The organism is Nocardioides pymetrozini (assembly GCF_046058985.1).
Classification (GTDB): Bacteria; Actinomycetota; Actinomycetes; order Propionibacteriales; family Nocardioidaceae; genus Nocardioides.
In genome coordinates, this window is record NZ_CP175556.1 from 2,609,331 (window position 1) to 2,634,287 (window position 24,957).

Consider the following 24,957-nt stretch of genomic DNA (forward strand, 5'->3'; position numbering starts at 1 on the left):
GGAGGCAACCCAGCCACGAGCACGGCTCCGCCGTGCCTCACGAGGAAGCCTCCCGATGACCACTCCTTCAGGGACCCCGCGGCGTACGCCGCTGCACGACGTCCACGCCGCCCTGGGCGCTTCGTTCACCGACTTCGCGGGCTGGCAGATGCCGGTCCGCTACGGCTCGGAGACCGCCGAGCACCGGGCGGTCCGCACCGCCGCCGGGCTCTTCGACCTGACCCACATGGGCGAGATCGAGCTGACCGGACCCGGCGCGGGCGCCGCGCTCGACCGCGCGCTGGTCGGCCGCCCGTCGGCGATCGGCGTCGGCCGCGCGCGCTACTCCATGATCTGCGCCGAGGACGGAGGCATCATCGACGACCTCGTCGTCTACCGGCTGGCCGACGAGCACTTCCTCGTCGTCGCCAACGCGAGCAACGTCGCGGTCGTGGCGCCGGAGATCGCCGCCCGCGCCGAGGGCCACGACGCGACCGTGCACGACAGCTCGGCCGACTGGGCCCTGCTCGCCGTCCAGGGGCCCGCGTCCGCGGAGATCCTGGCCGGGCTGACCGAGCTCGACGTCCCGTCGCTGCGGTACTACGCCATCGAGGCCGGCTCGGTCGCCGGCGCCGACGCGCTGGTCGCCCGCACCGGCTACACCGGCGAGGACGGCTTCGAGGTCTACTGCCGGCCCGCCGACGCGGCCGCTGTCTGGGACGCGCTCCAGCGGGCGGGTGAGCCGCACGGGCTGGTCCCGGCCGGCCTCGCCTGCCGCGACACCCTCCGTCTCGAGGCCGGCATGCCGCTCTACGGCAACGAGCTGACCCGCGACACCACGCCGTACGAGGCCAACCTCGGCCGGGTGGTCGCGCTCGACAAGCCGGAGGGCTTCGTCGGGCAGGCGGCGCTGGCGGCGCGCAAGGAGCAGGGCCCCCGGCGGGTCCTCGTCGGCCTGGTCGCCAGCGGCCGCCGCTCCCCGCGCGCCGGGTATCCCGTCCTCGACCCCGCCACCGGGGCGGAGGTCGGCGAGGTCACGTCCGGCGCGCCGTCTCCGACGCTGGAGCGCCCGATCGCGATGGCGTACGTGCCGCCCGCGCTCGCGACGCCCGGCACCCGGCTGCAGGTCTCGCTGCGCGGCGCCCGCGAGGACGCCGACGTCGTCGAGCTGCCCTTCTACACCCGCGCCCGCTGACCGCGACCACACCCTGAGCCACCCACCGCGAGGAGACCGACCATGAGCCACCCCACCGACCTCCAGTACACCGCCGAGCACGAGTGGATCGCCGTCGACGGCGACACCGCCCGGGTCGGGGTCACCGGCTATGCGGCCGACGCCCTCGGCGACGTCGTGTACGTCGACCTGCCGGCCGTCGGCAGCACCGTCAGTGCCGGCGAGGCCTGCGGCGAGCTCGAGTCGACCAAGTCGGTCAGCGACCTCTACTCGCCCGTCACGGGCGAGGTCGTCGAGGTCAACGCCGCCGTCGACGCCGACCCCAGCCTGGTCAACAGCGACCCCTTCGGCGCGGGCTGGCTGTTCGTCGTCCGCGTCACCGCGACCGGTGACCTGCTGGACGCCGCCGCCTACGAGGCGCTGGTGGCCTCGGCGTGAGGCTGCCCGGCGTGTGGCTGCCCCGCGTCGGATGCTCCGCGTGCCGCGCAGCGCGGATGTACCGTCGATCCATGGAACGCAGAAGCCGGTGATCGCATGGCATTGAGCGTCTTCGACCTCTACTCGATCGGCATCGGGCCGTCGTCGTCGCACACCGTGGGCCCGATGCGCGCCGCGCGGACCTTCGCCGAGGGGCTCGCCGCCGACGGCGAGCTCACCCGGGTCCGCCGCGTCCGGGCCGAGCTCTTCGGCTCGCTCGGCGCGACCGGGCACGGCCACGGCTCGGTCAAGGCGGTGATCCTCGGCCTTCAGGGCGACGACCCCGCGACCACCGACACCGCGACGTACGACGACCGCGTGGCCGCGATCCTCGAGCAGGGCGAGCTGCGGCTCGCCGGCACGCACCCGGTCCGCTTCGAGGCCGACGACGTCGTCATGCACCGGCGCCAGTCGCTGCCGGCGCACCCCAACGGCATGGTCTTCACCGCCTTCGACGCGGCCGGCGCCGAGCTGCGGGCACGCACCTACTATTCGGTGGGCGGCGGCTTCGTGCTCGACGACAGCCAGGTCGGCGCGGACCGCGTGGTGGCCGACGAGACGGTGCTCCCGCACCCCTTCACCACGGCCGGCGAGCTGCTGGCCGCCTGCGAGCGGACCGGGATGTCGATCTCGGACCTGATGCTCGCCAACGAGCTCACCTGGCGCTCCGAGGCCGAGGTCCGCGCCGGGCTGCTGGAGATCTGGCGGGTGATGGCGGAGTGCGTCGAGGAGGGCTGCCACCGCGAGGGGGTGCTGCCCGGAGGCCTCAAGGTGCCCCGGCGCGCCCCGGAGCTCTACGCGAAGCTGTGCCGCGCCGGCGGCACGGACCCGCTCGACGTCATCGACTGGGTCAACCTCTTCGCGCTCGCGGTCAACGAGCAGAACGCCTCCGGCGGCCGGATCGTGACCGCCCCGACGAACGGCGCGGCCGGCATCGTGCCTGCCGTGCTCCACTACTGGGTGCGCTTCCAGGCCCGGGACCTGGCGCCCGAGCAGGTCGACGACGGGATCGTCCGCTTCCTGCTCACCGGTGCCGCGATCGGCATCCTGGCGAAGACGAACGCCTCCATCTCGGGGGCGGAGGTGGGCTGCCAGGGCGAGGTCGGCTCGGCCTGCGCCATGGCGGCCGGGGCGCTGTGCGAGGTGCTCGGCGGCACGCCCGAGCAGGTCGAGAACGCCGCCGAGATCGGCATCGAGCACAACCTCGGGCTCACCTGCGACCCGGTCGGCGGCCTGGTCCAGATCCCGTGCATCGAGCGCAACGCCATCGCCTCGGTCAAGGCGATCAACGCCGCCCGGCTGGCGATCCACGGGACGGGCTCCCACAAGGTCAGCCTCGACAAGGCGCTGAAGACCATGCGGGAGACCGGCCGCGACATGAAGACGAAGTACAAGGAGACCTCGCGCGGCGGGCTCGCGGTCAACGTCATCGAGTGCTGAGCGGCCCGGACCTCAGAGGCCGGGGAGCACCCGGTCGACGATGGCCAGCAGCGCCTCGCGCAGCAGCAGGTGCGCCTGCTCCCGGGTGAGCGTCCCCTCTCGCGACCACTCTCGGATCGCGCCGCGCGCGAGCTCGCCGAAGGAGCGGACCACGGCGCGCGCCGCCGGGTCGCCGGGGTCGCCGCCGACCATCTCCAGCACCCGCCCGGCCGCCAGGTCGTGTGCGTCGTCGAGGATCGCGCGCACCTCGGCGTCCTCCCCCACGCCCTCGGCCGCGCGCACGGTCAGGTAGGTCGCGCGCTCGGGAGTGATCGACCCGAGGAACCAGTGCACGGCGGCGTCCACCCGGTCGGTCAGGGACCCGGTCGGCAGCGGCACGTCCTCGAGCGTCGGGAGCAGCGCCGCGCGGCGGACCACCTCCAGGTAGAGCGTGCGCTTGTCGCCGAAGTAGTGGTTGAGCAACCCGCGGGCGACGCCGGCCTCGCGGGCGATCCCCGTGGTCGACACCTCGGCGTAGGAGCGCTCGGCGAAGAGCCGCTCGGCGGCGACCAGGATCTGCTCGCGTCGCTCGTCGGGGGCCAGGCGCTGGCGTCGTGCGGGCTCGGGCATGGCGCGATCCTATCTATTGGCAGTCTGCCAATAACGTACTAGGCTGGTGTCGTGACCACCACCGCCCCGTCGCCCGGCGCTCGCAAGGAGCGCGACGTCCCCGTGCCCGCGGGCTTCGACATGCGCGCGCACGTCTCGGGGATCGGCGCCCACCTGGCCGGCCCGGCGAACGTGATCATGCAGCTGAGCTGGCCCAGTGTCGGCTACGGCGTGATGAACAGCCGCGTGCACGACGGCGCCGCCACGAAGCGGCCGTTCAAGCGGGGGCGGACCACGTTCACCTATCTCGCCGTCGCCCTGCTCGGCGACGAGGCCGACCGGACCGCCTTCCGCAGGGAGGTCAACCGACAGCACGCGCAGGTCGTGTCGCGTCCCGGCGAGAAGGTCCAGTACCGCGCGATGGACCCGCGCCTGCAGACCTGGGTCGCGGCGTGCCTGTACTACGGCACGGTCGACATGATCGAGAGGATGCACGGGCCGCTGCCCGAGGCCGAGGCCGACGCGCTCTACGCCCATTGCGCTCGCTTCGGGACCACCTTGCAGATGCCGGCCGACGCCTGGCCCGCCGACCGCGCCGCCTTCCGGCGCTACTGGGAGCAGGCGGAGGCCGAGGTCGACATCGACCCCGCGGTGGCGTCGTACCTGCTCTCCCTGACCCGCCTGGAGAACTTCCCCAGGCCCTTCCGCCTGCTCGGCCCGTTCGTGCTCTTCGTGACGACCGGCTTCCTGCCACCCCTCTTCCGGGAGGCGATGGGCCTGCCGTGGACCGCCCGCCAGCAGCGACGCTTCGACCGCCTGCTGCGGACTCTCGGCGGCGTCGAGCGGCGGCTGCCGCGGGTCCTGCGGACCTTCCCGTTCAACCTCTGGCTCGCCGACATGCGCCTGCGCCGCCGGCTCGGCCGCCCCCTCGTCTGAAGGAGACCCTGTGGACTTCGACCTGCCCGAGAGCGCCCTCGCCGTCCGCGAGGGCGTCGCGGCCGTCGCCGCGAAGTACGACCACGCGTACTGGTCGCGCTGCGAGGAGGAGCACCGCTTCCCGCGGGAGATCTTCGACGACCTCGGCCACGGCGGCTGGTTCGGGCTGTGCATCCCCGAGGAGTACGGCGGCGGCGGGCAGGGCCTCCTCGAGCTCGCGGTGGCCAACATGACCCTGTGCGCCTCCGGCGGCGTGGCCGGCACCTTCTTCTACGTCACCACCCCCGGCTTCGGCGCGATGACGCTGACGCGGCACGGCAGCGAGGAGCAGAGGCAGCGGATCCTGCCGGGCCTGGCCGACGGCACGCTGCAGTTCTGCCTGGCGCTCACCGAGCCGGACGCCGGCAGCAACGCCATCGAGATCACGACCGCGGCCCGCCGGGCCCCCGACAACCCCGACGAGTTCCTCATCAAGGGCCAGAAGGTGTGGATCTCCAACGTGGAGAACGCCGACTGGATGGTCGCGGTCACCCGGACCATCCCCGCCCACGAGACGCGCGAGCACGGCCTGCCCCGCACCGCCGGCTTCACCCTCTTCCTGGTCGACGTGAAGGAGGCGCTGGCCGCAGGCACGCTGAGCTACACGCCGATCCCCAAGATGGGCAGCAACGTCCTGCAGTCCAGCCAGGTGTTCCTCGACGACGTCCGCGTCCCGGCGGCCAACGTCATCGGCGAGGTCGACGCCGGCTTCGCGGTCCTGTGGGACGTCCTCAACCCCGAGCGGATCCTCGCCGCGTCCGGCGGGATCGGCACGGCGGACGCCGCCCTGCGGATCGCCTGCGACTACGCCCGCGAGCGCGAGGTCTTCGGCCGGCCGATCGGCGCCCACCAAGGCCTGCAGTTCCCGCTCGCGCAGCTCAAGGCGAAGACCGAGCTGGGCCGGCTGATGACCTACCAGGCCGCCTGGCTCTTCGACCAGGGCCGGCCGTGCGGCAACGAGGCCAATGTCGCGAAGCTGACCGGTGCCCAGGTCGGCTGGGAGGCGGCCAACCAGGCCTTCCAGACCCTCGGCGGCATGGCGTACTCCAAGGAGTACCCGGTCGAGCGGATCTTCCGGGACGCCCGGATCGCGAAGAACATCCCGGTCGCCGAGGAGCTCGTGCTCGCGCACATCGGCACCCAGATGCTCGGGCTGCCGAAGAGCTACTGACCGCCTCCCCCGCGGCGCGGGTCAGGACACCGGCGAGCTCTCCCGGCGGCTGGCCACCCCCGCCGCGCCCGCGGCGGAGGAGAACAGCCAGCCGTAGAAGGCGAGCAGCGCCAGCCACGAGGCGATCACGACGGCGTACATGGTGGTCCACAGCCAGACGGGGACGTCGGGCTTGCGCTCGCGCTGGAGCATGAACGGCTCGTGCACGAAGGGGACGTCGGAGTCGTTCGCGACCTGCACCAGCCCCGCACCCGGTCCCTCGATGGCGGTGTCGGCGGGCATGTGCACCGGGATCGACACCAGCGTCCGCAGCGGCAGGTGGAGCCGGATGAGCACCTTCCACAGGCCGTAGACCGGGAGCGGCTCGGCGCTGCGGTACTCCCCCGCCCGGCCCGTCGGCTCCATCGCCACGCTGAGCACGCCGTCACCGAGGCGCTGCGAGTCCTCCTCCTGCTTGCCCTGGTAGGCCAGCGCCGAGAACCAGATCGCGTCCTCCACCTCGTCGGGGTCCACGCGCACGGTGACGACCGAGGTGCAGCCCTCCTCGCCGATGCAGTCCTCGTCGTACGAGACGTGGCCCATGATCACGTCCGTGCCCGCGACCGGCTGGTACGACGTGCGGCAGTCCTCGCCCTCGCACTCCTTGACGACCTCGACCTCGCCGGCGCCTGCCGGCGCCGCGAAGACGCCCATCAGCACGATGAAGGCCAGGGTGCCGGCGGTCCCCACCCAGCGAGCCCGGGAGGGAGTGGCCGAGCCCGGCTCCGCCGCCGGGCCGAAGTCGCCGATCCGCTCCACGTGCCGCGCGAAGGACCAGCCCAGCAGGCCGCCGCCGACGCCGGCGGCTCCGCCGACGGCCAGCATGAGCGGCATCTGCGAGGTCTCGGGCGGCAGCGGGTAGGGCAGGAAGAGGTCCATCCACCACCACTCGGTGGCCAGGCCCAGCGTCCCGGCGAGCAGGCCGGCGACGCCGGCGAAGGCGGGACCGCGGTCGCGCCAGACCAGCGCCAGCAGCTCGATGCACACGGCGGCGCCCAGGAAGAGCAGCCAGCGGGCGCGGTGGATGTCGGGGATGGGCAGGGTGATCGCGTAGATCCCGACCCGGATCCCGGTGTAGGTCAGCCACGCCACCAGGGCGCCGCCGCGCCCGAGGAAGATCCGGCCGGCGGTGAAGATCCAGCCGGTGAGGAAGCCGGAGATGATGAACAGCGTGGTGGCGGGGAACTGCGGGACGCCGAGGTCGAACTCCATGAGGAAGGCCATCGGGATGATGCACAGGCTCATGACGACGGTCATCACGAGCCGGGTCGCCTGCCCGCGCGCCGGCGGCCGGCCGACCTGGGCGGCCTCGGCGTAGAGCAGCGGCAGGGCGAGGATGCAGGTGACCGCGCCACCGATCATCATCACGTGGGTCGGTCCCCACTCCGTGACGTCCTGGCCGAAGAGCCGGTGCCACACGTCGTCGGCCGGGAAGCCCGCGGCCGCGATCAGCCCGGCGCCGAGCAGCACCAGTGTGCCCATCGGCACCCGCCAGCGCGGCGTGAGCCGGACCGTACGCCGCGGGAGCGGGTCCTTCGCGAGCCCGGCCGAGACGACGCCGGCCGCGAGGAAGCCGAAGATCCCGAACATGATCGGGAAGTGCGACGGGTTGGCCAGCGGCCCCTCGTCGCGCCCGTTCTGCATGTGGATCGGGACGTCCCAGTACACGCCGAACGCGCACGCGATCAGGGAGATCACGGCGAGATAGCCCGGCAGCCCGGCCCAGCGGGGCAGGCCGTCGACGGCCGCGACCCGGTCGGCCAGCCGGCCCAGAAGGGTGGCCTTCCCGTCGCGCTCGCGCAGCAGGAAGATGCCCAGCGGCACATAGATCGCGGCGAACGCCGCGGCGGCGATCAGGACCTGGTCGAGCGCGGCACCCCCGGCGGGCGGTGCCTGTTCAGCGGCAAGGAGCATGACGTACCTCCGGTATCTCGCGGATGACGCTACTCGTCGTCACAGGTAGATGAACAGAGTGACACCCGCCACGCGGACAGCCGGTGGCGAGGGGCGCCCGCGTGAAATCGTGGACCTGAGTCAGGTCTACCTCACCCATCTCGCCCCACGGGCGCGGTGATGTGTTTATGATGTCCGATGTCGGGCCGCGACCGACCCCCCCAGAGGTCGCGGCCCGGCACCCTTTTTCCCGGGGATGCCGGGCCGGCGTCACTCCCAGAACACCCGGTCGACGACCGCGTGGGCGTGCCGGGTGACCCGCAGGTAGTCGTCGAGCAGCCGGTCGGTCTCCGTGAGCTGGTAGCCCAGGATGCCGGCGACGGCGCGCCGCTCGAGCACCGCGCGAGGGAACTCGTCGCCCGCCCGGCCCCGCGCCAGCAGGACCGCGTTGCGGACCCGCGTCGCGAGCCGCCACGACGCGGCGAGGGTCGCGGCGTCGTCGTGCGTCATCAGGCCCGCCTCGGCGGCGGCGTCGAGCGCGGCGAGGGTCTGGGTGGTGCGCAGACCCGCGACCTCGGCGCCGTGGCGCAGCTGCAGCAGCTGGACGGTCCACTCGATGTCCGCCAGCCCGCCGCGGCCGAGCTTGAGGTGCAGCGCCGGGTCAGCCCCCCGCGGGAGACGCTCCTTGTCCACCCGGCCCTTGATCCGCCGCACCTCGACGACGTCGTCGTCGGTGAGTCCGCCGGCCGGGTAGCGCAGCGGGTCGATGAGCTCGGTGAAGCGCGCCCGCAGGCCGGGGTCGCCGACCACGGCGTCGGCCCGCAGCAGCGCCTGGGCCTCCCACACGTGCGACCACTTCGCGTAGTACGACGCGTAGGCGTCGAGCGTGCGCACCAGCGGCCCCTGGCGCCCCTCCGGACGCAGGTCGGCGTCGACCACGAGGGCCGGGTCGGGACCCGGCGCCGCCAGGACCCGGCGCACCTCCTCGGCGACCAACCGGGCGAAGGTGGCGGCCTCGTGCGCGTCGGCGCCCTCGACCGGCTCGTGCACGAAGAGCACGTCCGCGTCGCTGCCGTAGGACAGCTCGAAGCCGCCGTACCGACCCATCGCGACGACCGCCATGCGGGTGGGCGGCTCGCCGAGGCCGCGGGCCCGGGCGGTGGTGGTCATCGCGCCCTGCAGGGTCGCCTCGAGGGTCGCGTCGGTCAGCCGGGTGAGGGCGAAGCCGACGTCGGCGACGTCGACCAGGCCGAGCACGTCGCCCGCGGCGATGCGCAGCAGCTCGCGCCGGCGTACGCCGCGCACCGCGCGGATCCCCTTCTCGAAGCCCTCCTGCCGACCGCCGGTCGCCAGCATCTCCTCGGTGAGTGCCGCGGAGCCCAGCGGGTGCAGGTCGCCGCCGAGGAGCCGGACGCCCGCGGGCTCGCGCTCGAGGAGGTCGGTGCAGTAGCGGGAGGTCGCCAGGAGGTGCGCCAGCCGCTCGGCGGCCTCGCCCTCGTCGCGCAGGGTCGCGAGATACCAGGGGCTGCGGCCGAGGGCCTCGCTGATCCGCCGGAAGCCGAACAGGCCGCCGTCGGGGTCCGGGCACTCGGCGAACCACTGGAGCATCGCGGGCAGCAGGGTGCGCTGGATGGCGGCGGTGCGGCTGACCCCGGCGGTCAGCGCCTCGAGGTTGCGCAGGGCCGCCTGCGGGTCGGCGTACCCGAGCGCGGACAGGCGCGCCCCGGCCGCCTCCGAGGACAGGCGCACCTCGTCGGAGCCGATCCGGGCCACCGCCGAGAGCAGCGGGCGGTAGAAGATCTTCTGGTGCAGCCTGCTGACCTCGCGGCGGTGGTCCTGCCAGGTCTCCTCCAGCCTCTTCCCGGGCTCCTTGAAGAAGCCGAGGCTGCGCCCCAGCCGCCGCAGGGCGACCTCGTCGGCGGGCACCACGTGGGTGCGCTGCAGACGGTGGAGCTGGATCCGGTGCTCGAGCTGGCGCAGGAAGGCGTAGGCGCGGTGGAGGGCGTCGCCGTCCTCGCGACCGACGTAGCCGCCGTCGGTGAGCCGGGCGAGGGCGCTGAGCGTCGTCGGCGGCCGGATCGCCTCGTCGGCGCGGCCGTGGACCAGCTGGAGCAGCTGCACGGCGAACTCGACGTCGCGCAGCCCGCCGGCGCCCAGCTTGAGCTGGCGCTCGGCCTCGCGCGCCGGGATGTGGTCGAGGACGCGGCGCCGCATCGCCCGGGCCGCGTCGACGAAGCCCTCCTTGTCGGCGACCGACCAGACCATGGGCGCCACCATCGCGACGAAGTCCCGACCGAGGGCGAGGTCGCCCGCGACCGGACGCGCCTTGAGCAGCGCCTGGAACTCCCACGGCTCGGCCCAGCGCTCGTAGTAGCTCTGGTGGCTGGCGAGGGTCCGGCTGAGCGGTCCCGCCTTGCCCTCGGGGCGCAGCGCGGCGTCGACCGGCCAGATGGTGCCCTCGGCGGTGTGGTCGGCGCAGACCTGCATCATCTGCGCGGCGAGACGGGCGGCGACCCGCTCGTCGCCCTCGTGGACGAACAGCACGTCGACGTCGGAGACGTAGTTGAGCTCGTGGCCTCCGCACTTGCCCATCGCCACCACGGCGAGCCGTACGCCGTCCGCGGCCTCTCCCAGCCGAGCGCGAGCGACCGCGAGCGCGGCGTCGAGCGTCCCCGCGGCGAGGTCGGACAGCTCGGCCGCGGCGTCGTCGACGCCGAGATGGTGGGTGAGGTCGCGGGCCGCCAGCCGGAGCAGGTGGCGGCGGTACTCGACGCGCAGCGCGTCGACGGCCTCGCGGTCGGGCCGGTCGCGGACGGCGTCGAGCAGGGCGGCCCGGATCGCCCACGCGGCCGGGCGGGTGCACCCGAGCTCGGGGTCCGCGAGCTCGCGCCAGTGCGCCGGGTGGGTGGCGAGATGGTCGGCGAGCGCCGCACTCGCACCGAGGACGCTGAGCAGGCGCATCGCCGTACCCTCGTCGTCGCGGACGGCGGCGAGGAGCCTGGCCCGCTCCTCGCTCTCCCCCTCCTCCTCGGCCGCGTCGGCGAGCCGGCACAGCCCGCGCAGCGCCGCATCCGGATCGGCGGTGCGCCCGAGCAGGGCGAGCAGGTCCGCCGCGCCGGGCCCCAGCCGGTCGAGGTCGGCGAGCGCCCGGTCGAGGTCGACGAAGCCGAGCCGGAGCAGCTCGGTCCGCTGCGTGGCCCGGTTCATGTCACAGGACCGGCAGCATCCGGTCCCGCTCGAAGGCCGAGACCTGGCCGCGGTACTCGTCCCACTCGGCGCGCTTGTTGCGCAGGAAGTAGTCGAAGACCTGCTCCCCCAGCGTCTCGGCGAGCAGCTCGGAGTGCTCGGCGATCGCGATCGCGTCGTGCAGGCTCTTGGGGAGCGGCTCGATGCCGAGGCTGCGCCGCTCGCGCTCGGTGAGCGCCCACACGTCGTCCTCGGCCTCGCGCGGCAGCTCGTAGTCGTTCTCGATGCCCTTCATGCCCGCGGCCAGCACCGCGGCGTAGGCGAGATAGGGGTTGCACGCGGAGTCGATGGTGCGCAGCTCGACCCGGGTGGACTGGCCCTTCATCGGCTTGTACATCGGGACGCGCACCATCGCCGAGCGGTTGTTGTGGCCCCAGCAGATGTACGACGGCGCCTCGCCGCCGAACATCATCCGCTTGTAGGAGTTGACCCACTGGTTCGTCACGACGCTGATCTCGCTGGCGTGGCGCAGGATGCCCGCGATGAACTGGCGGCCGGTGCGGGAGAGCTGGTACTCGGCGCCGGCCTCGTAGAAGGCGTTCTGGTCGCCCTCGAAGAGCGAGAGGTGGGTGTGCATGCCGGAGCCGGGATGGGTGGTGAACGGCTTCGGCATGAAGGTGGCCCAGATCCCCTGGCTGAGCGCGACCTCCCGGATGACCGTGCGGAAGGTCATGATGTTGTCGGCCGTGGTCAGCGCGTCGGCGTAGCGCAGGTCGATCTCCTGCTGCCCCGGCCCGCCCTCGTGGTGGCTGAACTCGACCGAGATCCCCATCGCCTCGAGCATGGTGATCGCCTCCCGCCGGAAGTCCGAGCCGTGGGAGTGCGCCGCATGGTCGAAGTAGCCCGCACGGTCCACCGGGACGGGCTCGTCACCGGCGCGCGGCTCGTCCTTGAACAGGTAGAACTCGATCTCCGGGTGGGTGTAGAAGGTGAACCCCTTCTCGGCCGCCTTGCCGAGGGTGCGCTTGAGGACGTTGCGCGGGTCGGCGTACGACGCGGAGCCGTCGGGCATCACGATGTCGCAGAACATCCGGGCCGTGGCCGGGCCGTCCATGCTGCGCCAGGGCAGGATCTGGAAGGTGGTCGGGTCGGGCAGGGCGAGCATGTCGGCCTCGTAGACGCGGGCGAAGCCCTCGATCGCGGAGCCGTCGAAGCCGATGCCCTCCGAGAAGGCGCCCTCCAGCTCGGCGGGGGCCACGGCGACGGACTTGAGGAACCCGAGGACGTCGGTGAACCAGAGCCGCACGAACCGGACGTCGCGCTCCTCGAGAGCGCGCAGGACGAAGTCCTCTTGCTTACCCATGGCCGCAGCCTAGTGTCGCAGTGTCACGGGTGTGTTGCGGCACCGCCGACCCGGACACAGCAGCCCGGCCCCGGAGCGACGGGCTCGGTGGTCGCGCCGGGCCCGCCCAGCCGGCGTACCAGCCCGTCGACGAAGGCGCGGTTGAGCCCGTCCTCGCTCCCGCAGACCAGGCCGCGGTGGTCGGCGGCGATGCGGTCGAAGGGGCAGTTCCCGAGCACCAGCGCCGCCCCGTCCGCGCGCGGCTCGTAGCCCATCGCGCCGAGGGCGTCGGCCAGGTCGCGGTCGGCGGTGGCGACCTGCCCCGCCGCCTCGTCGACGGCGGCGACGAGCGCGTCCGCGATCGGCGTACCGGACAGCGTGCGCTCGACCGCGTCGGCCAGCACCTGGCCCGCCAGGTCGTAGCGCCGGCTCGGCAGGCTCACGGTGAGCTCGCGTCGGGAGCGCCGGTAGAGCTTGGCGGGCCGGCCGGCGCCGGGACCGGTCCGTCCGGTGAGGCGGCGGAACTCGGTGACCAGCAGCCCCTCCTCGACGAGCCGCTCGAGGTGGAACTTCGCGGTGTGCCGGGGCACGTCCACCCCGCTGGCCGCCTGGTCGCGGCTCACCGCCCCGGGCGCCTCCGCCACGAACCGGTAGAGGGCGCGTCGCACCGGGTCGGCGAGCGCCCCCACCCGGGCCACGCGCTGGCCGAAGGCCTCGTCCATGGTCCCTCCCTCCGCCGCCCACATCTCTAGCGGAAGCCAGTCTTGCCGAAAGACCTGACCAGGTCTACCGTCAAAGATGATGTCCCTTACAGGGGACCGCTCGAGAAAGGGATCAGAGATGGCTGCCACTCACCCGTGGGACCAGGTGACCCACGACCTCCGCGAGGAGATGCACGACCTCGCGCACTTCTCCACCATCGACGCCTACCGCCAGGGCCGCGCCGCCCTCTGGGCGACCTTCGCCCTGCTGCCCATCGTCTGGGGTCTCGACATGATGACCGGCTTCATGACCGAGTCCTACGAGCAGTACGTCGCGGTGTGGGCGGACAACTTCCTGCCCGGCGACACCTCCGACGTCATCGTGTGGGTCGGCGCGATCACCGTCGCCGCGGGCGTGCTCGTGGCGCTGGCACCGCACTTCGGTGCCGACGTCCTCGGCATCTGGCTGGTGCTCCTGGCGGTCGACCTGTTCAGCGTCGACCAGATGGCGCACCTCGCGGTCGGCATGCTGGCCCTGGCCGTGTGCTGCTTCGCCATGGCCCGCATGATGCGAGGCGACCACCGCAGGGAGGCATGAGCCGTCGGCCGGCCGCCGGCGGTCAGGACGGGGGGACGTCGGCCGCCAGCTCGGCCAGCCACGCGGCCGGGCTGGCGTCCGACGGCATCCGCCAGTCGCCGCGCGGCGACATCGTGCCGCCGGCGCTGACCTTGGGGCCGTTGGGCAGCGCCGAGCGCTTGAACTGGCTACTGAAGAAGCGCCGGACGAAGACCTCGAGCCACGAGCGGATGGTGGCCAGGTCGTACGACGCCCGCCGTTCCTCCGGCAGGCCCGCCGGCCAGTCGCCCACCTCCGCGTCCCGCCAGGCGTGCCAGGCGAGGAAGGCGATCTTGCTGGGCCGGTAGCCGCGCCGGATCACGTGGTACAGGGTGAAGTCCTGCAGCGCGTAAGGCCCGACCGAGTCCTCAGTCGCCTGGGGCTTCTTGCCCTCCTCCGTGGGGATCAGCTCCGGGGTGATCTCCTGCTCGAGGATCTCCCGGAGCACCTGGTCGGCCGCGTCGTCGTAGCTGCCGCCGTGGAGCTGGCTGCTGTCGATCACCCAGCGGATGAGGTGCTGGATGAGCGTCTTCGGCACGCCGGCGTTGACCGTGTAGTGCGACATCTGGTCACCGACGCCGTAGGTGCACCAGCCGAGCGCGAGCTCGGAGAGGTCGCCCGTGCCGAGCACGATGCCCCCGCGGTGGTTCGCGAGCCGGAACAGGTAGTCGGTGCGCAGGCCCGCCTGGACGTTCTCGAAGGTGATGTCGTAGACGGGCTCCCCGTCCGCGAACGGGTGCCCCAGCCCCTCGAGCATGGTGCGCGCGGCCGGCCTGATGTCGAGCTCCTCGAAGGTGCAGCCGAGCGCCTGGGAGAGCCGGGTCGCGTACGACTTCGTGGTGTCCCCGGTGGCGAAGCCCGGCATGGTGAACGCGTGGATGTCGCTGCGCGGGCGACCCAGCCGGTCCATCGCCTTCGCGGCCACGATCAGCGCGTGGGTCGAGTCGAGCCCGCCGCTGACGCCGATCACGACCTTCGGCTGCCCGATCGCGGCCAGCCGCTGCTCCAGGCCCGAGACCTGGATGTTGTAGGCCTCGTAGCAGTCCTGGGCGAGCCGGGCCGGGTCGTCGGGGACGAAGGGATAGCGGTCCACCTTGCGGCGCAGGCCGATGTCGCCCTCCGGCGGCTCGAGCTCGAAGGTCACGGTGGTGAACTCCTCGACGCCGGCGCCCAGCCGGTTGTCGTCGAAGGTGCCCTGGCGCATCCGCTCCTGCCGGATCCGGTCGAGGTCCACGTCGACGACCGTGGCGCGGGGGCCGTCGGGGAAGCGCTCGGACTCCCCCAGCAGGTCCCCGAGCTCGTAGACCATCGTCTGGCCGTCCCAGGACAGGTCGGTGGTCGACTCGCCCTGGCCGGCGGCGGCGTACACGTAGGCGGCGTTGCACCGGAAGCTGGCACTGCGGGCGAGCAGGTGCCGGTCCTCGGCCCGGCCGATGGTGATCGGGCTGCCGGAGAGGTTGGCGAGCACGCTCGCCCCGGCCAGGGCGGCCTCGGCGCTCGGCGGGATCGGGACCCACATGTCCTCGCAGACCTCGACGTGGAGGACCAGGCCGCGCACGTCGCTCGCCTCGAACAGCAGGTCCGTGCCGAAGGGCACCTGCTCGCCGTTGAGCTCGAGCGTCCCGCCGCGCTCGCTGGCACCCGCCGCGAACCATCGAGCCTCGTAGAACTCGCGGTAGGTGGGGAGATAGGCCTTGGGGGCGACGCCGAGCACCCGACCCCCCTGGATGACGACCGCGCAGTTGTAGACCCGGTTGCGCAGGCGCAGGGGCGCGCCGACCACGAGCACCGGCCGGAGCTCGGCCGAGGCGACGGTCAGGTCGAGGATCGCCTCGGCGACCGCGTCGAGCAGGGTGTCCTGCAGGAAGAGGTCGTCGACGGCGTACCCGGTGAGGCCGAGCTCGGGGAAGACGGCGACCGCCACCCCGTCCTCGTGCAGGGCGCGCGCCTGCTCGAGCGTCCGGGCGGCGTTGGTCGCGGGGTCGGCGATGGCGAGCGGGAGGGTGACCGCCGCGACCCGGGCGAAGCCGTGGGCATAGGCCGAGTAGAAGTCCACGGGCCGAGTCTAGGGACCGGTGATGACCCAGCGATGAGTCGGCGCGGCCGCGCGGGTCAGCACCGCATGAGCATCCTGCGCAGCCACATCCAGCCCTGCCTGTGGTTCGACGACGACCTGGAGGAGGCGGCCCGCTTCTACACCGCGATCTTCCCGAACTCCTCCATCGGGCACCTGGGGGCCGGGGTCGGCGAGTTCACCCTCGACGGGCTCACCTTCCGCGGGATCAACGGCGGTCCCGCGCTGCCGTTCAGCGAGGCGGTGTCGTTCGCGATCTCGTGTGAGGACCAGTCCGAGGTCGACTACTACTGGGACTCGCTGGTGGATGGGGGCGAGGAGTCGGTCTGCGGCTGGCTCAAGGACCGCTTCGGGCTGTCCTGGCAGATCGTGCCGGCACGGCTCTACGAGCTGGTCGCCGACCCGGATCCGGCGCGGTCTCAGGCGGTCACCCGAGCGATGCTGGGGATGCGGCGGATCGTCGTGGCCGAGCTCGAGGCCGCCGCCGCATCGGTGGGCCGCGGGTGACCGAGCACACAGCGCGCGGGGGCGACGTACGGGTCTAGCCTCGTCAATGCCCGTCACCGAACGTGGACCCGAGAGGGCCGCGAGTCACCACCGAACGGAGCTCGACGATGAGCAGCAGCACCCCCGAAGAGACGGCGCCGTACGGCGGCGCCCCGGCACCCTCCGGACCCGCCCCCTCCGGACCGGCCCCCTCCGGATCGATCAAGCGGATCCGCACCCACCACCTGCGCGAGCTCAAGCAGCGCGGCGAGCGCTTCTCGATGCTCACCAGCTACGACCAGCTGACCGCGCAGATCTTCGACGAGGCGGGCGTCGAGGTCCTCCTGGTCGGCGACAGCGCGTCCAACAACGTGCTCGGCAACGCCACGTCGCTGCCCGTCACGGTCGACGAGCTGATCCCCCTCACCCGGGCGGTGAGCCGCTCGGTGTCGCGCGCCCTCGTGGTGGGCGACCTCCCGTTCGGCAGCTACCAGGCCTCGCCCGAGCAGGGCTACCTGACCGCCGTCCGGTTCATGAAGGAGGGCGGCGCCCACTGCGTGAAGCTCGAGGGCGGGGTCGAGATGACTCCTCAGATCGAGCGGATGACCCGCGGCGGCATCCCCGTGATGGCGCACATCGGCTTCACCCCCCAGTCCGAGCATGCGCTGGGCGGCTACCGGGTCCAGGGCCGCGGCGACGCGGCCGAGCGGATCCTGCGCGACGCGCTCGCGGTGCAGGACGCCGGCGCGTTCGCCGTGGTGATGGAGATGGTGCCCGGCGACGTGGCGGCCGAGGTCACCGCGAAGCTCGAGATCCCGACGATCGGCATCGGGGCCGGCAACCAGTGCGACGGCCAGGTCCTCGTGTGGCAGGACGCCTTCGGTCTCCGCACCGGCAAGCTGCCCCGCTTCGTCAAGCAGTACGCCGACCTGCGCTCGGTGCTGCTCGACGCCGCCCGTGCGTTCGACGCCGAGGTCAAGGACGGCAGCTTCCCCGCCGCCGAGCACACCTTCTGAGTCCGCGCTCGAGGGAGGTCTGAGAACGGCGGGGCGGCGTACCGTCGCTTCATGCGCGCACGCCCCGCCGTCCTGCCCCCGCCTCCGGTCCGGCCTCTCGTCGTCGTTGTCGCCGTCGCCGTCGCGAGCCTGGTCGCCTCGGCGCTGACCGCTCCGCCGGCACGAGCCGCCTCGTTCGACGTCGAGGTCGTCGCCGACGGGCTCGACCACCCCTGGGAGGTCGCCGTGCTGCCGACCGGCGAGCTGCTGGTCACCCAGCGCGACCGCCGCAGGCTCACCCTCGTCGACCCGGGGACGCGGACCCAGCGCGACCTGGCCTTCCCCAGCGACCGGGTCTGGCAGCTCGGCGAGACCGGGCTGCTCGGCCTCGCCGTCGACCCCGCGTTCGCGGCCAACCGGCGCGTGTACACCTGCTCGGGCTGGATCGCCGAGGACGGTGGCCGCGACATCCGGGTGAACGCCTGGACCCTGGATGCCGGCCTCACGGCCGCGACCCTGGTCGGCCCGTTGGTCACGGGCATCCCGACCAGCCGGACGGGGCGCCACGGCGGCTGCCGCCTCCTCGTCGCTCGCGACGGCGCGCTCCTCGTGGGCACCGGCGACGCCACCCGCTCCCGGGTGCCGCAGAGCCGTCGCTCCCTGGGCGGCAAGGTGCTCCGGCTGGACCGGCTCACCGGCAGCCCGGACCCGCGCAACCCCTGGGCCGACCGCCGGGGCAAGCGCCGCTACCTGATGACCTACGGCCACCGCAACGTCCAGGGCCTCGCTCAGCGCGAGGACGGCACGCTGTGGTCCGTCGAGCACGGGACCGACCGCGACGACGAGATCAACCTGCTGCGCCGCGGCCGCAACTACGGCTGGAACCCCGGCCCCGGCTACGACGAGACCCGGCCGATGACCGACCCGCGCCTCCCCGGCCGGCAGTACGCCGCCCGCTGGCGCTCCGGGCATCCCACGATCGCGCCGTCCGGCGCCGCCTTCGTGTCCGGCCCGGGCTGGGGCCGCCTCACCGGCTGCCTGGCCGTCGCGGTGCTCAAGCGCCAGCGGCTGATGTTCGTCAAGCTCGACGACCGCGGCCGGGTCCGCTGGACCCGCGCCCCGCGCGAGCTGCGCCGCTACGGCCGGCTCCGCGACGTGACCGCCACCCCCGACGGGGCACTGCTCGTGACGACCGACAACGGCGACGGGCGCGACAGGGTGCTGCGGATCCGTCCCTCGTGAGTCAGGCGAGTCCGCGGCGGGCCAGCAGCGGCTCGATCGGTGCCGGGCGGCCGCGCCACTCCTCGTAGGACTCCAGCGGGTCGCGGGTGCCGCCGATGCCGATGACGTGGCGGAGATACTGCTCGCCGTTCGCGCGGGTCAGGCCGCCGTTGTCGCGGAACCAGGCGACCGTGTCCGCGTCGAGGACCTCGCTCCAGATGTAGGAGTAGTACGCCGAGGCGTAGCCGGAGCTGAGGCTGTGGGCGAAGTACGGCGTCGAGTAGCGCGGCGGCACCGCCGGGTTGTCCAGGCCCGCCGCGGCCAGGACGCGCTGCTCGACCTCCGCGACGGCGGCCGGGTCGGTCGGGACCTCGTCGGGCCCGAGCTCGTGCCAGGCGAGGTCGATCAGGGCCGCAGCGAGGTACTCGCTCGTCGCGAAGCCCTCGTTGAACGTCTCCGCCGCGCGCAGCCGGTCGACCACCTCGGCGGGGATCGGCTCGCCGGTCTCGTGGTGGACGGCGTAGCTGGCGAGCACCTCGGGCCACAGCACCCACATCTCGTTGACCTGCGAGGGGTACTCGACGAAGTCGCGGAAGACGGCCGTGCCCGCGAGCTTCGGGTAGGTCGCCCGGGCCAGCAGCCCGTGCAGCGCATGCCCGAACTCGTGGAAGAGCGTGCGGGTCTCGTCCCAGGTGAGCAGGGTCGCCTCCCCTGCCGCCGGCTTCGGCACGTTGAGGTTGTTGACGACGACCGAGGTCTCGATGCCGAGCAGGTCGCAACGCGTCACGAAGCTGCTCATCCAGGCCCCGCCGCGCTTGGTGTCGCGGGTGTAGAGGTCGAGCAGGTACAGGCCGACCGGGACGCCGTCGCGCCGCACCTCGAAGACCCGGACGTCGGGGTGGTAGCCCGGCAGGTCGGGCCGCTCCTCGAAGGTGAGGCCGTAGAGCCGGCCGGCCGCGAAGAACACCCCGTCGCGCAGGACCCTCTCGGCCTCGAACCAGGGGCGCAGCGCCGCCAGGTCGACGTCGTACCTCGCGCTGCGCAGGCGCTCGGCGTAGAAGGCCCAGTCCCACGGCTCCACCGGGAAGCCGGCGAGGTCGGACATGGCGTCCTGCTCGGCTCGCGCGTTGCGGGCGGCGGGCACGGCGAGCCGCTCGAGCAGCGAGCGCACCGCCTTCGGCGTACCGGCGGTGTTGTCCGCGGTGACCACCGCCGCGTGGTTGTCGAAGCCCAGCAGCCGCGCCCGCTCCGCACGCAGCCGCAGGATGTCGAGCGCGATGGCGCGGGTGTCGTGCGCCCCGCCGCGGCTTCCGCGGCCGCGCTGGGCCTCCGACAGGCGGCGGCGCAGGTCGCGGTCGGTCAGCGAGGCGAGGTGCGGGTGGGCCGTGGGGAGGACGAGCGTGAGCAGGTGGCTGCCGGCCCGGCCGCGCGCCTCGGCGGCTGCCGCAGCGGCGGAGATCTCCCCCGGGGTCAGGCCGTCGAGCTCGGCGGGGTCCTCGACGACGACCGCGAGGTCGTTGCTGTCGGCCTGCAGCGCCAGCTCGAAGGCGGTCTCCTGGCTGGAGATCCGCTCGTTGAGCGCGCGCAGGCGCGCCTTGTCGTCCTCAGCCGAGTGCCGCGCCCGCGAGGCGGAACTCGGTGACATAGCGCTCGACGAGGTACGCCGCCTCCGGCTCCAGGCCGGCCCGGTCGGCATGCACCGCTCGGAGCCGCTCCCACAGCGCCGGGTCCAGCAGGATCGCGTCGCCGTGCGCGGCGAGACGCGGCGCGAAGGCCGCGCGGACGGCGTCGATCTCCGGGTTCGCATCGGAGCTCGCCTTGTTCCAGAACACCCGGAGCACCCGAGCGAGCGTCACGCCGCTGAGCTCGAGCGGGACGAGGGTGTTCGCGAACGTCGGCGGCGCCGGGTCCGCGCTCACCGCCGCCACGGCCGCGAGCTGCTCGGCCATGGCCGCCTCGATCGCGGGGGCGTAGTCGTGGTCGTCGATGTCGGCGAACCGCGGCAGCCGGTGGGGAAGGTCGCTGGTCCCGAGCAGTGCGTGGAGGTGGGTCCAGCCTCCAGCGCCGGCTCGCTCGCGGGCGCGGCCGTCGGCTCGCTGGCCGGCTCGCTCGTCGGCTCGCTCGTCGGCTCAGGCGTGGGCTCCGGGGTGGGCTCGGGCGTGGGCTCCGGGGTCGGCTCGGGCTGCGGCTGCGGCGTGGGCTCGGGGGTGGGCTCCGGCGTCGGCTCAGGCTGCGGCTCAGGCTGCGGCTCCGGCGCGGGCGGGTTCGTCGGGGTCGGGGTGGGCGTCGGCGCGTCCGGCTGCGTGCCCGGGGCGGGCGCGCCGGGCGGGGGCGGAGGCGCGGTGAAGCTCGCCGTCCGGGCGAGGGCCTCCTCGACACCGGTGCAGCCGCACAGGGGCGGCAGGTCGAGCGGCAGCGTGGCCGGCCCGGTTCCGAGCACCGCCGTCACGGCCTCCTCGGCGCGGTACGCGGCGACGAGGCGGCGGACGGTCCGCGCGAAGCGGGGGCTCGCGTCGTAGGCGCGCAACGCCCTGCGCAGGGCCTTGGGGCGGGAGAGGTCCTTGCCGCTGGAGCACAGCAGCACGGCCGCGCCCAGGGTCGCGTCGTCGAGGTCCTGGACATTGCGGGCGGCGTCCCCGTCGGCATCGACGGCCACGCGCGCCCAGGTCTCGGGCAGCAGGCCCATCGGGCCGACCGGCGCGTCCCAGCGGGGGTTGGCGTCGAGATCGCCGGCGTCGGTGTCGGAGAGCCGGCTGCGCCCGGCCTTCCCGTTGAGCGGCCGGCCGACCAGGGCGGGCCTCACCTTGCCGGCCGTGCTGATCCGATGGCTGCCGTCGGCGCCCTGGCCGTGGTTCGAGGCGAGGCGTCCCAGCGCGGCCAGCACCATCCAGTCGAGGTTGCAGGGGGCCGCGGTGTTGATGACCGTCGCCGCCCGCTGGTAGGCAACCAGCGCGCCGTCGGGGGCGTCGGCCAGCCGGTCGGCGTACCTGCTCCGGGTCGCGGTGGTGCGGACGACCACGGGGACGCTCTCGGCCGGCGCCACGGCGGCGGGCTCACCCGCGGGGAGGTCGGAAGCCGCGGGCGGAACGGGCTCGTCCTGTCCGGCGGTCACCCCGGCCCGGGGCGCGTCGCGCTGCGCGGGCGTGCGCTCGCCGAGCGCTCCCGTCGTGGTCAGCACCACGGCGACCGCCGCCAGCACCGAGACGATGGTGATGATCCGCCGGACAAGCTGCCCGGCAGATCGACTGCCGCCCCCCATGGGTCCACCTGCTTCCTCGCTCTTGGACTCCCCAGTGTTCGCCGGAAGGCCCGGTCCCGCAGGGGAATCGCGAGATCTTTCCCCAGGTGTCACCGCGAGGTCACCCAGCAGGGGTGAGAGGATGCGTCGGTGGCCGAGCTGATCTTCCGAACGGGGACGATGGACGCCGGCAAGTCGACCCTCGCACTGCAGACCAACCACAACCACGCGGCCCGCGGTCGGATCGGCCGCCTGTTCACCTCGCACGACCGTGCGGGCGCCGCGATGGTCTCCTCCCGGCTCGGCCTGGTCGCCGACGCCCACGAGGTCCAGCCGGAGCTCGACTTCTGGCGCTTCGTCGTGGACGAGCTCACCCGCGGCGCGCGGATCGACTATCTCATCTGCGACGAGGCGCAGTTCTACACCGCCGAGCAGATCGACCAGCTCGCCAAGATCGTCGACGAGCTCCAGATCGACGTCTTCTGCTTCGGCATCCTCACCGACTTCCGCACCCGGCTCTTCCCCGGCTCGGCCCGCCTGGTCGAGCTCGCCGACCGCACCGAGGTGCTCCAGGTCGAGGCGCTGTGCTGGTGCGGCAAGCGCGCCACCCACAACGCCCGCACCGAGAACGGGGTGATGGTCACCGAGGGCGAGGTGATCGTCGTCGGGGACGTCGACCCCGCCGAGCACCCGCCCGAGCCGGACGAGCCGGAGGTCGACGAGGCGGACGTCGCCTACGAGGTCCTCTGCCGCCAGCACCACCGCCGTGGCATGACAGCGGCCCGGGCGAGGGCCGTGAGCCTCTCCCCCGAGCCGCTGCCGTTCCTCTGATCAGCAGGCGCTGTAGGGCCTGCTCGCCTTGCGCTTCTTGCCGCTCTTCAGCTTGACGACGACGTCGATCGAGGTGGCGCCGGCGGGGATCCGCTCGAGCAGGACGCCCTTCCTGACGGCCTTGCGCACCTTGCGCGTCTTGACCTTGGCGACCTTGGCGCCACCGGCCTTGAAGATCACGGTGCTGATGGCGCCCTTCCTCGCGGCCTTGCGCGCCTTCTTCGTGAAGGTGGCCCGCGCGGTGGCGTTGGCGCACGTGACCTGCTCGGGGAGGACGACATAGCGCGTCGCCCTGCCGGAGGCGGCTGCGTTGGCCGTGCCGGGCTGGAGGATCTCGAGGGTCCACGGTGCCGGCACCGTGTTGCTGGCGATCCTGACCTGCACCGTCGCTCCACGGGCGATCGGGACGCCGTCGAGGTCGATCACGCCCGCGGCGTCCTCGGCGAGGTCGTCCGGGTAGCGGTCGCCACCGACGCAGGTGCCGTTGACGTAGACCCACAGGATGAGACTCGACGCCGTCCGCACGAGGATCCGCCGCGGGCCGTCCGTGGTGGACACGAAGCTCACCGTGTCGGTCCGGCGGGCGGCGTACGTGCCGTTCACCGGGTCGCACCGATCCGCCGGGTCGGGCAGGTGGTCGGCGACCAGCGGGTCGGCGTCGGTGATCTCACCGGCGTAGCGCAGGTCAGCCTGCGCGCTCGGCACGACCAGGGCGAGCGGAGCGAGTGCGGCGGCGCAGAGCACCGCGAGGGCCCGAGAGAGCTTCATGGCCGGGAGGATACGCCCAGCGCGGACGGTCGGCTCAGTCGACGAGCACCGGGATCAGCATCTCGTCCGCGGTGAGCGAGCCGTGCATGCCGATCAGCCGCGACTCGTAGGGGAAGACCTCCGTCGAGAGGACGGCGAAGTCGCCGCGACAGGCCACGACGACGTCGCCGATGCGCGGCAGCACGGCGGGGTCGACCGGGCCGAACCAGCCGCGGCCGATCGCCTCGGCCCGGGTCATCACGTCGGCTCGCGCCCCCAGCCGCTCGCGCCACGCGGCGAGGACGTCGGGCACCGCGCCGCCGGTGCAGTAGAGATGGCGGAAGCGCGCCTCGCCGCCCAGCAGCGCGACCCCGGAGCGGAGGTCGTCGTCCTCGGACACGTCGATGCGCGACTCCGAGGGCACGTCGACCATGCCGTGGTCGGCGATGACGACGAGCCGCCGGTCGGCGGGCAGCGCCTCGCGGAGCTGCTCGGCCTCGTGGTCGATCATGGCCAGCTGCTGGAGCCACTGGCTGGACGCGACGCCCCACCGGTGGCCGGTCCAGTCGAGGTCGCCGTCGTAGACGTAGGTCAGCGCCGGCTGCCGGGCGGCCGGCGCGGAGGCCGCGACCACCGCGGCGATCCGCTCACCCACCCGATCCACGCCGACGTAGTCCGCGCCCCGGTGGGCCGCGACCGTCAGGCCGCTGCCCTGGAACTCCCGCTTGTTGACGACGGTCACCCGCACCCCAGCGGCCTGCAGCGACCCGAAGGCCGTCGGGTGCGGCTGCCACTCCAGCGGGTCGACGTCGCCGTCCCAGAGCAGGGCGTTGAGCAGCTCACTCGTGCCCGGGATCCGCGTCGTGAAGCCGACCAGGCCGTGCGTGCCCGGCATCAGGCCGGTGCCGAGGGACGTCAGCGAGGTCGAGGTGGTCGACGGGACGCTCGCCGTCGCGGGCGGGGAGGTCTCCAACAGCGAGGAGAGGTACGGCGCCGTGTGGGCGTAGCGCTCCAGCAGCCGCGCGCCGAGGCCGTCGATCAGGAAGACGACGTACGACGACGCGGCGGGCAGGACCAGGCCGGACGGGGCCGGGCCCAGCGGGCTGCCGAGGGCGTGCGCGACGGCCGGGACGACGTCGCCGAGCGAGCGCACGCCGTACGCCGGCTCGCAGAAGGCGGCGCCCCGGTCGCTGAGCACGTCAGCCACGCGTCAGCGACGACAGCGACGCCGCGAAGGACAGGAGCCCGCCGACGGCGTCGGTCCCGTCGGCGGCGGCCGACACCCGCAGCGAGAAGTCGTCGGAGGAGAGCGTGCCGGTGTACCCGTGGTCGGCCTCGCACTGGGGGTCGTTGCAGGCGGCCGGCTCGAGGTCGACCCGGTTGACCGCGCCCCAGCCGATGGTGAGGACGGCCTCGGCCGGCGGGCGCGGGCCGGAGGTCGGGTTCGTCGTCATCCGGGTGACCACCACGGAGGCCACGGAGCGGAGGTTGACCGCCTCGGTCGAGGTCGACGTGTACGGCTCGGGCAGCAGGTCGTCGCCCGCGTGCTCGTCGGTGTGGGCCAGGATCAGCCGCGAGGGCGTCAGCACGATCACCGTCTGGTGACGACGCACCTCGTCGCGCTCGAAGGTCGGCTCGTGGTGGACGTAGAACGACACCACGGGCTCGCCGGCCACCGCACCCCGCACCGCGTCGGCGACGACCTCGGGGTAGTAGCCGGTGCGGTCGATCGCGGCAGCGAGCTCGCTGGTCCGGTCCCGGTCACTCATGCGCGCATCCTCGCA

At 73.4% G+C, this 24,957-nt stretch carries 22 protein-coding genes; 10 read left to right on the forward strand and 12 right to left on the reverse strand.

Translation table 11 applies throughout. The features are described from left to right. The first annotated feature begins 55 nt into the window (after positions 1-55). The 3 genes from gcvT (at position 56) to ACJ5H2_RS12740 (ending at position 3,070) form a co-directional block, all read left to right on the forward strand. Positions 56-1,174 carry a glycine cleavage system aminomethyltransferase GcvT gene (gene gcvT, locus ACJ5H2_RS12730; RefSeq protein ID WP_408895771.1) on the forward strand — a complete coding sequence of 373 codons (1,119 nt, stop codon included), beginning with the start codon at positions 56-58 and terminating at the stop codon, positions 1,172-1,174. A 42-nt stretch (positions 1,175-1,216) separates the two neighbouring features. Beyond that, the gene (gene gcvH / locus ACJ5H2_RS12735; RefSeq protein ID WP_408895772.1) at positions 1,217-1,591 is read left to right on the forward strand and encodes a glycine cleavage system protein GcvH; all 375 of its coding nucleotides are present in this window, start codon (positions 1,217-1,219) and stop codon (positions 1,589-1,591) included. Positions 1,592-1,687: 96 nt separating this feature from the next. Then, positions 1,688-3,070, forward strand: a complete 1,383-nt coding sequence (locus ACJ5H2_RS12740) for an L-serine ammonia-lyase (protein WP_408895773.1) — start codon at positions 1,688-1,690, stop codon at positions 3,068-3,070. Between the two features lie 12 nt (positions 3,071-3,082). On the opposite strand, the gene ACJ5H2_RS12745 is transcribed toward ACJ5H2_RS12740, so the two are convergent. After that, positions 3,083-3,679 (reverse strand): TetR/AcrR family transcriptional regulator, encoded by a 597-nt coding sequence (locus tag ACJ5H2_RS12745; RefSeq protein WP_408895774.1) that lies wholly within the window; start codon positions 3,677-3,679, stop codon positions 3,083-3,085. A gap of 51 nt (positions 3,680-3,730) precedes the next feature. On the opposite strand from ACJ5H2_RS12745, the gene ACJ5H2_RS12750 reads away from it, so the two are divergent. Both ACJ5H2_RS12750 and ACJ5H2_RS12755 read left to right on the forward strand, forming a co-directional pair. Next, positions 3,731-4,594: an oxygenase MpaB family protein gene (locus ACJ5H2_RS12750; protein ID WP_408895775.1), complete on the forward strand. Its 864-nt coding sequence runs from the start codon at positions 3,731-3,733 to the stop codon at positions 4,592-4,594. Between the two features lie 10 nt (positions 4,595-4,604). Continuing rightward, positions 4,605-5,804, forward strand: coding sequence for an acyl-CoA dehydrogenase family protein (locus ACJ5H2_RS12755; RefSeq protein ID WP_408895776.1), 1,200 nt, complete (start codon positions 4,605-4,607; stop codon positions 5,802-5,804). Between the two features lie 21 nt (positions 5,805-5,825). On the opposite strand, the gene ACJ5H2_RS12760 is transcribed toward ACJ5H2_RS12755, so the two are convergent. The 4 genes from ACJ5H2_RS12760 to ACJ5H2_RS12775 all read right to left on the reverse strand — a co-directional run bounded on the left by ACJ5H2_RS12760 (position 5,826) and on the right by ACJ5H2_RS12775 (position 12,986). Beyond that, a complete protein-coding gene (locus ACJ5H2_RS12760) occupies positions 5,826-7,757 on the reverse strand; it encodes a hypothetical protein (RefSeq protein ID WP_408895777.1) in 1,932 nt (643 codons plus the stop codon). 249 nt (positions 7,758-8,006) lie between these two features. After that, positions 8,007-10,943 (reverse strand): bifunctional [glutamine synthetase] adenylyltransferase/[glutamine synthetase]-adenylyl-L-tyrosine phosphorylase, encoded by a 2,937-nt coding sequence (locus ACJ5H2_RS12765; protein WP_408895778.1) that lies wholly within the window; start codon positions 10,941-10,943, stop codon positions 8,007-8,009. A 1-nt stretch (position 10,944) separates the two neighbouring features. Beyond that, positions 10,945-12,285 carry a glutamine synthetase family protein gene (locus ACJ5H2_RS12770; protein WP_408895780.1) on the reverse strand — a complete coding sequence of 447 codons (1,341 nt, stop codon included), beginning with the start codon at positions 12,283-12,285 and terminating at the stop codon, positions 10,945-10,947. Positions 12,286-12,308: 23 nt separating this feature from the next. After that, a complete protein-coding gene (locus ACJ5H2_RS12775; RefSeq protein ID WP_408895782.1) occupies positions 12,309-12,986 on the reverse strand; it encodes a helix-turn-helix transcriptional regulator in 678 nt (225 codons plus the stop codon). Between the two features lie 118 nt (positions 12,987-13,104). Between ACJ5H2_RS12775 and ACJ5H2_RS12780 the strand changes: the two genes are divergently transcribed. Next, the gene (locus ACJ5H2_RS12780; protein WP_408895783.1) at positions 13,105-13,563 is read left to right on the forward strand and encodes a hypothetical protein; all 459 of its coding nucleotides are present in this window, start codon (positions 13,105-13,107) and stop codon (positions 13,561-13,563) included. 22 nt (positions 13,564-13,585) lie between these two features. On the opposite strand, the gene ACJ5H2_RS12785 is transcribed toward ACJ5H2_RS12780, so the two are convergent. Beyond that, positions 13,586-15,637 carry an NAD(+) synthase gene (locus ACJ5H2_RS12785; protein ID WP_408895784.1) on the reverse strand — a complete coding sequence of 684 codons (2,052 nt, stop codon included), beginning with the start codon at positions 15,635-15,637 and terminating at the stop codon, positions 13,586-13,588. 66 nt (positions 15,638-15,703) lie between these two features. Here ACJ5H2_RS12785 and ACJ5H2_RS12790 point away from each other — a divergent pair, with 66 nt between their 5' ends. From ACJ5H2_RS12790 to ACJ5H2_RS12800, 3 genes are all read left to right on the forward strand, one after another. Then, on the forward strand, positions 15,704-16,162 hold the full coding sequence (locus ACJ5H2_RS12790; protein ID WP_408895785.1) for a VOC family protein: 459 nt from the start codon (positions 15,704-15,706) through the stop codon (positions 16,160-16,162). Positions 16,163-16,269: 107 nt separating this feature from the next. Continuing rightward, positions 16,270-17,157 (forward strand): 3-methyl-2-oxobutanoate hydroxymethyltransferase, encoded by an 888-nt coding sequence (panB, locus tag ACJ5H2_RS12795; protein WP_408895786.1) that lies wholly within the window; start codon positions 16,270-16,272, stop codon positions 17,155-17,157. A gap of 51 nt (positions 17,158-17,208) precedes the next feature. Continuing rightward, entirely contained in the window at positions 17,209-18,378 is a 1,170-nt protein-coding gene (locus ACJ5H2_RS12800; RefSeq protein ID WP_408895787.1) for a PQQ-dependent sugar dehydrogenase, read from the forward strand. A gap of 1 nt (position 18,379) precedes the next feature. Here ACJ5H2_RS12800 and ACJ5H2_RS12805 read toward each other — a convergent pair whose 3' ends face one another. Genes ACJ5H2_RS12805 through ACJ5H2_RS12815 form a run of 3 tightly spaced genes read right to left on the reverse strand, consistent with a single transcriptional unit; the run spans position 18,380 to position 21,616 of the window. Further along, the gene (locus tag ACJ5H2_RS12805) at positions 18,380-20,002 is read right to left on the reverse strand and encodes a M3 family metallopeptidase (RefSeq protein WP_408895788.1); all 1,623 of its coding nucleotides are present in this window, start codon (positions 20,000-20,002) and stop codon (positions 18,380-18,382) included. Further along, on the reverse strand, positions 19,962-20,306 hold the full coding sequence (locus ACJ5H2_RS12810; protein WP_408895789.1) for a hypothetical protein: 345 nt from the start codon (positions 20,304-20,306) through the stop codon (positions 19,962-19,964). Before ACJ5H2_RS12810 ends, ACJ5H2_RS12805 begins: the two co-directional genes overlap by 41 nt. Further along, on the reverse strand, positions 20,273-21,616 hold the full coding sequence (locus ACJ5H2_RS12815) for a hypothetical protein (protein WP_408895790.1): 1,344 nt from the start codon (positions 21,614-21,616) through the stop codon (positions 20,273-20,275). The genes ACJ5H2_RS12810 and ACJ5H2_RS12815 overlap by 34 nt, the downstream gene beginning before the upstream one ends. A gap of 129 nt (positions 21,617-21,745) precedes the next feature. Between ACJ5H2_RS12815 and ACJ5H2_RS12820 the strand changes: the two genes are divergently transcribed. After that, positions 21,746-22,426 (forward strand): thymidine kinase, encoded by a 681-nt coding sequence (locus tag ACJ5H2_RS12820; RefSeq protein WP_408895791.1) that lies wholly within the window; start codon positions 21,746-21,748, stop codon positions 22,424-22,426. Here the strand turns inward: ACJ5H2_RS12820 and ACJ5H2_RS12825 are convergent, their stop codons facing one another. The 3 genes from ACJ5H2_RS12825 to ACJ5H2_RS12835 are packed head-to-tail and all read right to left on the reverse strand — an operon-like array spanning position 22,427 to position 24,942. Then, positions 22,427-23,194 (reverse strand): hypothetical protein, encoded by a 768-nt coding sequence (locus ACJ5H2_RS12825; RefSeq protein ID WP_408895792.1) that lies wholly within the window; start codon positions 23,192-23,194, stop codon positions 22,427-22,429. A 34-nt stretch (positions 23,195-23,228) separates the two neighbouring features. After that, a complete protein-coding gene (locus tag ACJ5H2_RS12830) occupies positions 23,229-24,380 on the reverse strand; it encodes an alkaline phosphatase family protein (RefSeq protein WP_408895793.1) in 1,152 nt (383 codons plus the stop codon). Then, the gene (locus ACJ5H2_RS12835) at positions 24,373-24,942 is read right to left on the reverse strand and encodes a DUF5998 family protein (protein ID WP_408895794.1); all 570 of its coding nucleotides are present in this window, start codon (positions 24,940-24,942) and stop codon (positions 24,373-24,375) included. The genes ACJ5H2_RS12830 and ACJ5H2_RS12835 overlap by 8 nt, the downstream gene beginning before the upstream one ends. Between the last annotated feature and the right edge of the window lie 15 nt (positions 24,943-24,957).

Bases quoted from the DNA above. Each gene is read 5' to 3' on its own strand.
- gcvT (WP_408895771.1), top strand. From the start codon at position 56: ATGACCACTCCTTCAGGGACCCCGCGGCGTACGCCGCTGCACGACGTC.
- ACJ5H2_RS12810 (WP_408895789.1), bottom strand. From the start codon at position 20,306: ATGGCCGAGCAGCTCGCGGCCGTGGCGGCGGTGAGCGCGGACCCGGCG.
- ACJ5H2_RS12790 (WP_408895785.1), top strand. From the start codon at position 15,704: ATGAGCATCCTGCGCAGCCACATCCAGCCCTGCCTGTGGTTCGACGAC.
- ACJ5H2_RS12800 (WP_408895787.1), top strand. From the start codon at position 17,209: ATGCGCGCACGCCCCGCCGTCCTGCCCCCGCCTCCGGTCCGGCCTCTC.
- ACJ5H2_RS12760 (WP_408895777.1), bottom strand. From the start codon at position 7,757: ATGCTCCTTGCCGCTGAACAGGCACCGCCCGCCGGGGGTGCCGCGCTC.
- ACJ5H2_RS12815 (WP_408895790.1), bottom strand. From the start codon at position 21,616: ATGGGGGGCGGCAGTCGATCTGCCGGGCAGCTTGTCCGGCGGATCATC.
- ACJ5H2_RS12825 (WP_408895792.1), bottom strand. From the start codon at position 23,194: ATGAAGCTCTCTCGGGCCCTCGCGGTGCTCTGCGCCGCCGCACTCGCT.
- ACJ5H2_RS12775 (WP_408895782.1), bottom strand. From the start codon at position 12,986: ATGGACGAGGCCTTCGGCCAGCGCGTGGCCCGGGTGGGGGCGCTCGCC.
- ACJ5H2_RS12805 (WP_408895788.1), bottom strand. From the start codon at position 20,002: ATGTCACCGAGTTCCGCCTCGCGGGCGCGGCACTCGGCTGAGGACGAC.
- ACJ5H2_RS12740 (WP_408895773.1), top strand. From the start codon at position 1,688: ATGGCATTGAGCGTCTTCGACCTCTACTCGATCGGCATCGGGCCGTCG.
- ACJ5H2_RS12770 (WP_408895780.1), bottom strand. From the start codon at position 12,285: ATGGGTAAGCAAGAGGACTTCGTCCTGCGCGCTCTCGAGGAGCGCGAC.
- ACJ5H2_RS12745 (WP_408895774.1), bottom strand. From the start codon at position 3,679: ATGCCCGAGCCCGCACGACGCCAGCGCCTGGCCCCCGACGAGCGACGC.
- ACJ5H2_RS12835 (WP_408895794.1), bottom strand. From the start codon at position 24,942: ATGAGTGACCGGGACCGGACCAGCGAGCTCGCTGCCGCGATCGACCGC.
- ACJ5H2_RS12780 (WP_408895783.1), top strand. From the start codon at position 13,105: ATGGCTGCCACTCACCCGTGGGACCAGGTGACCCACGACCTCCGCGAG.
- panB (WP_408895786.1), top strand. From the start codon at position 16,270: ATGAGCAGCAGCACCCCCGAAGAGACGGCGCCGTACGGCGGCGCCCCG.
- ACJ5H2_RS12765 (WP_408895778.1), bottom strand. From the start codon at position 10,943: ATGAACCGGGCCACGCAGCGGACCGAGCTGCTCCGGCTCGGCTTCGTC.
- gcvH (WP_408895772.1), top strand. From the start codon at position 1,217: ATGAGCCACCCCACCGACCTCCAGTACACCGCCGAGCACGAGTGGATC.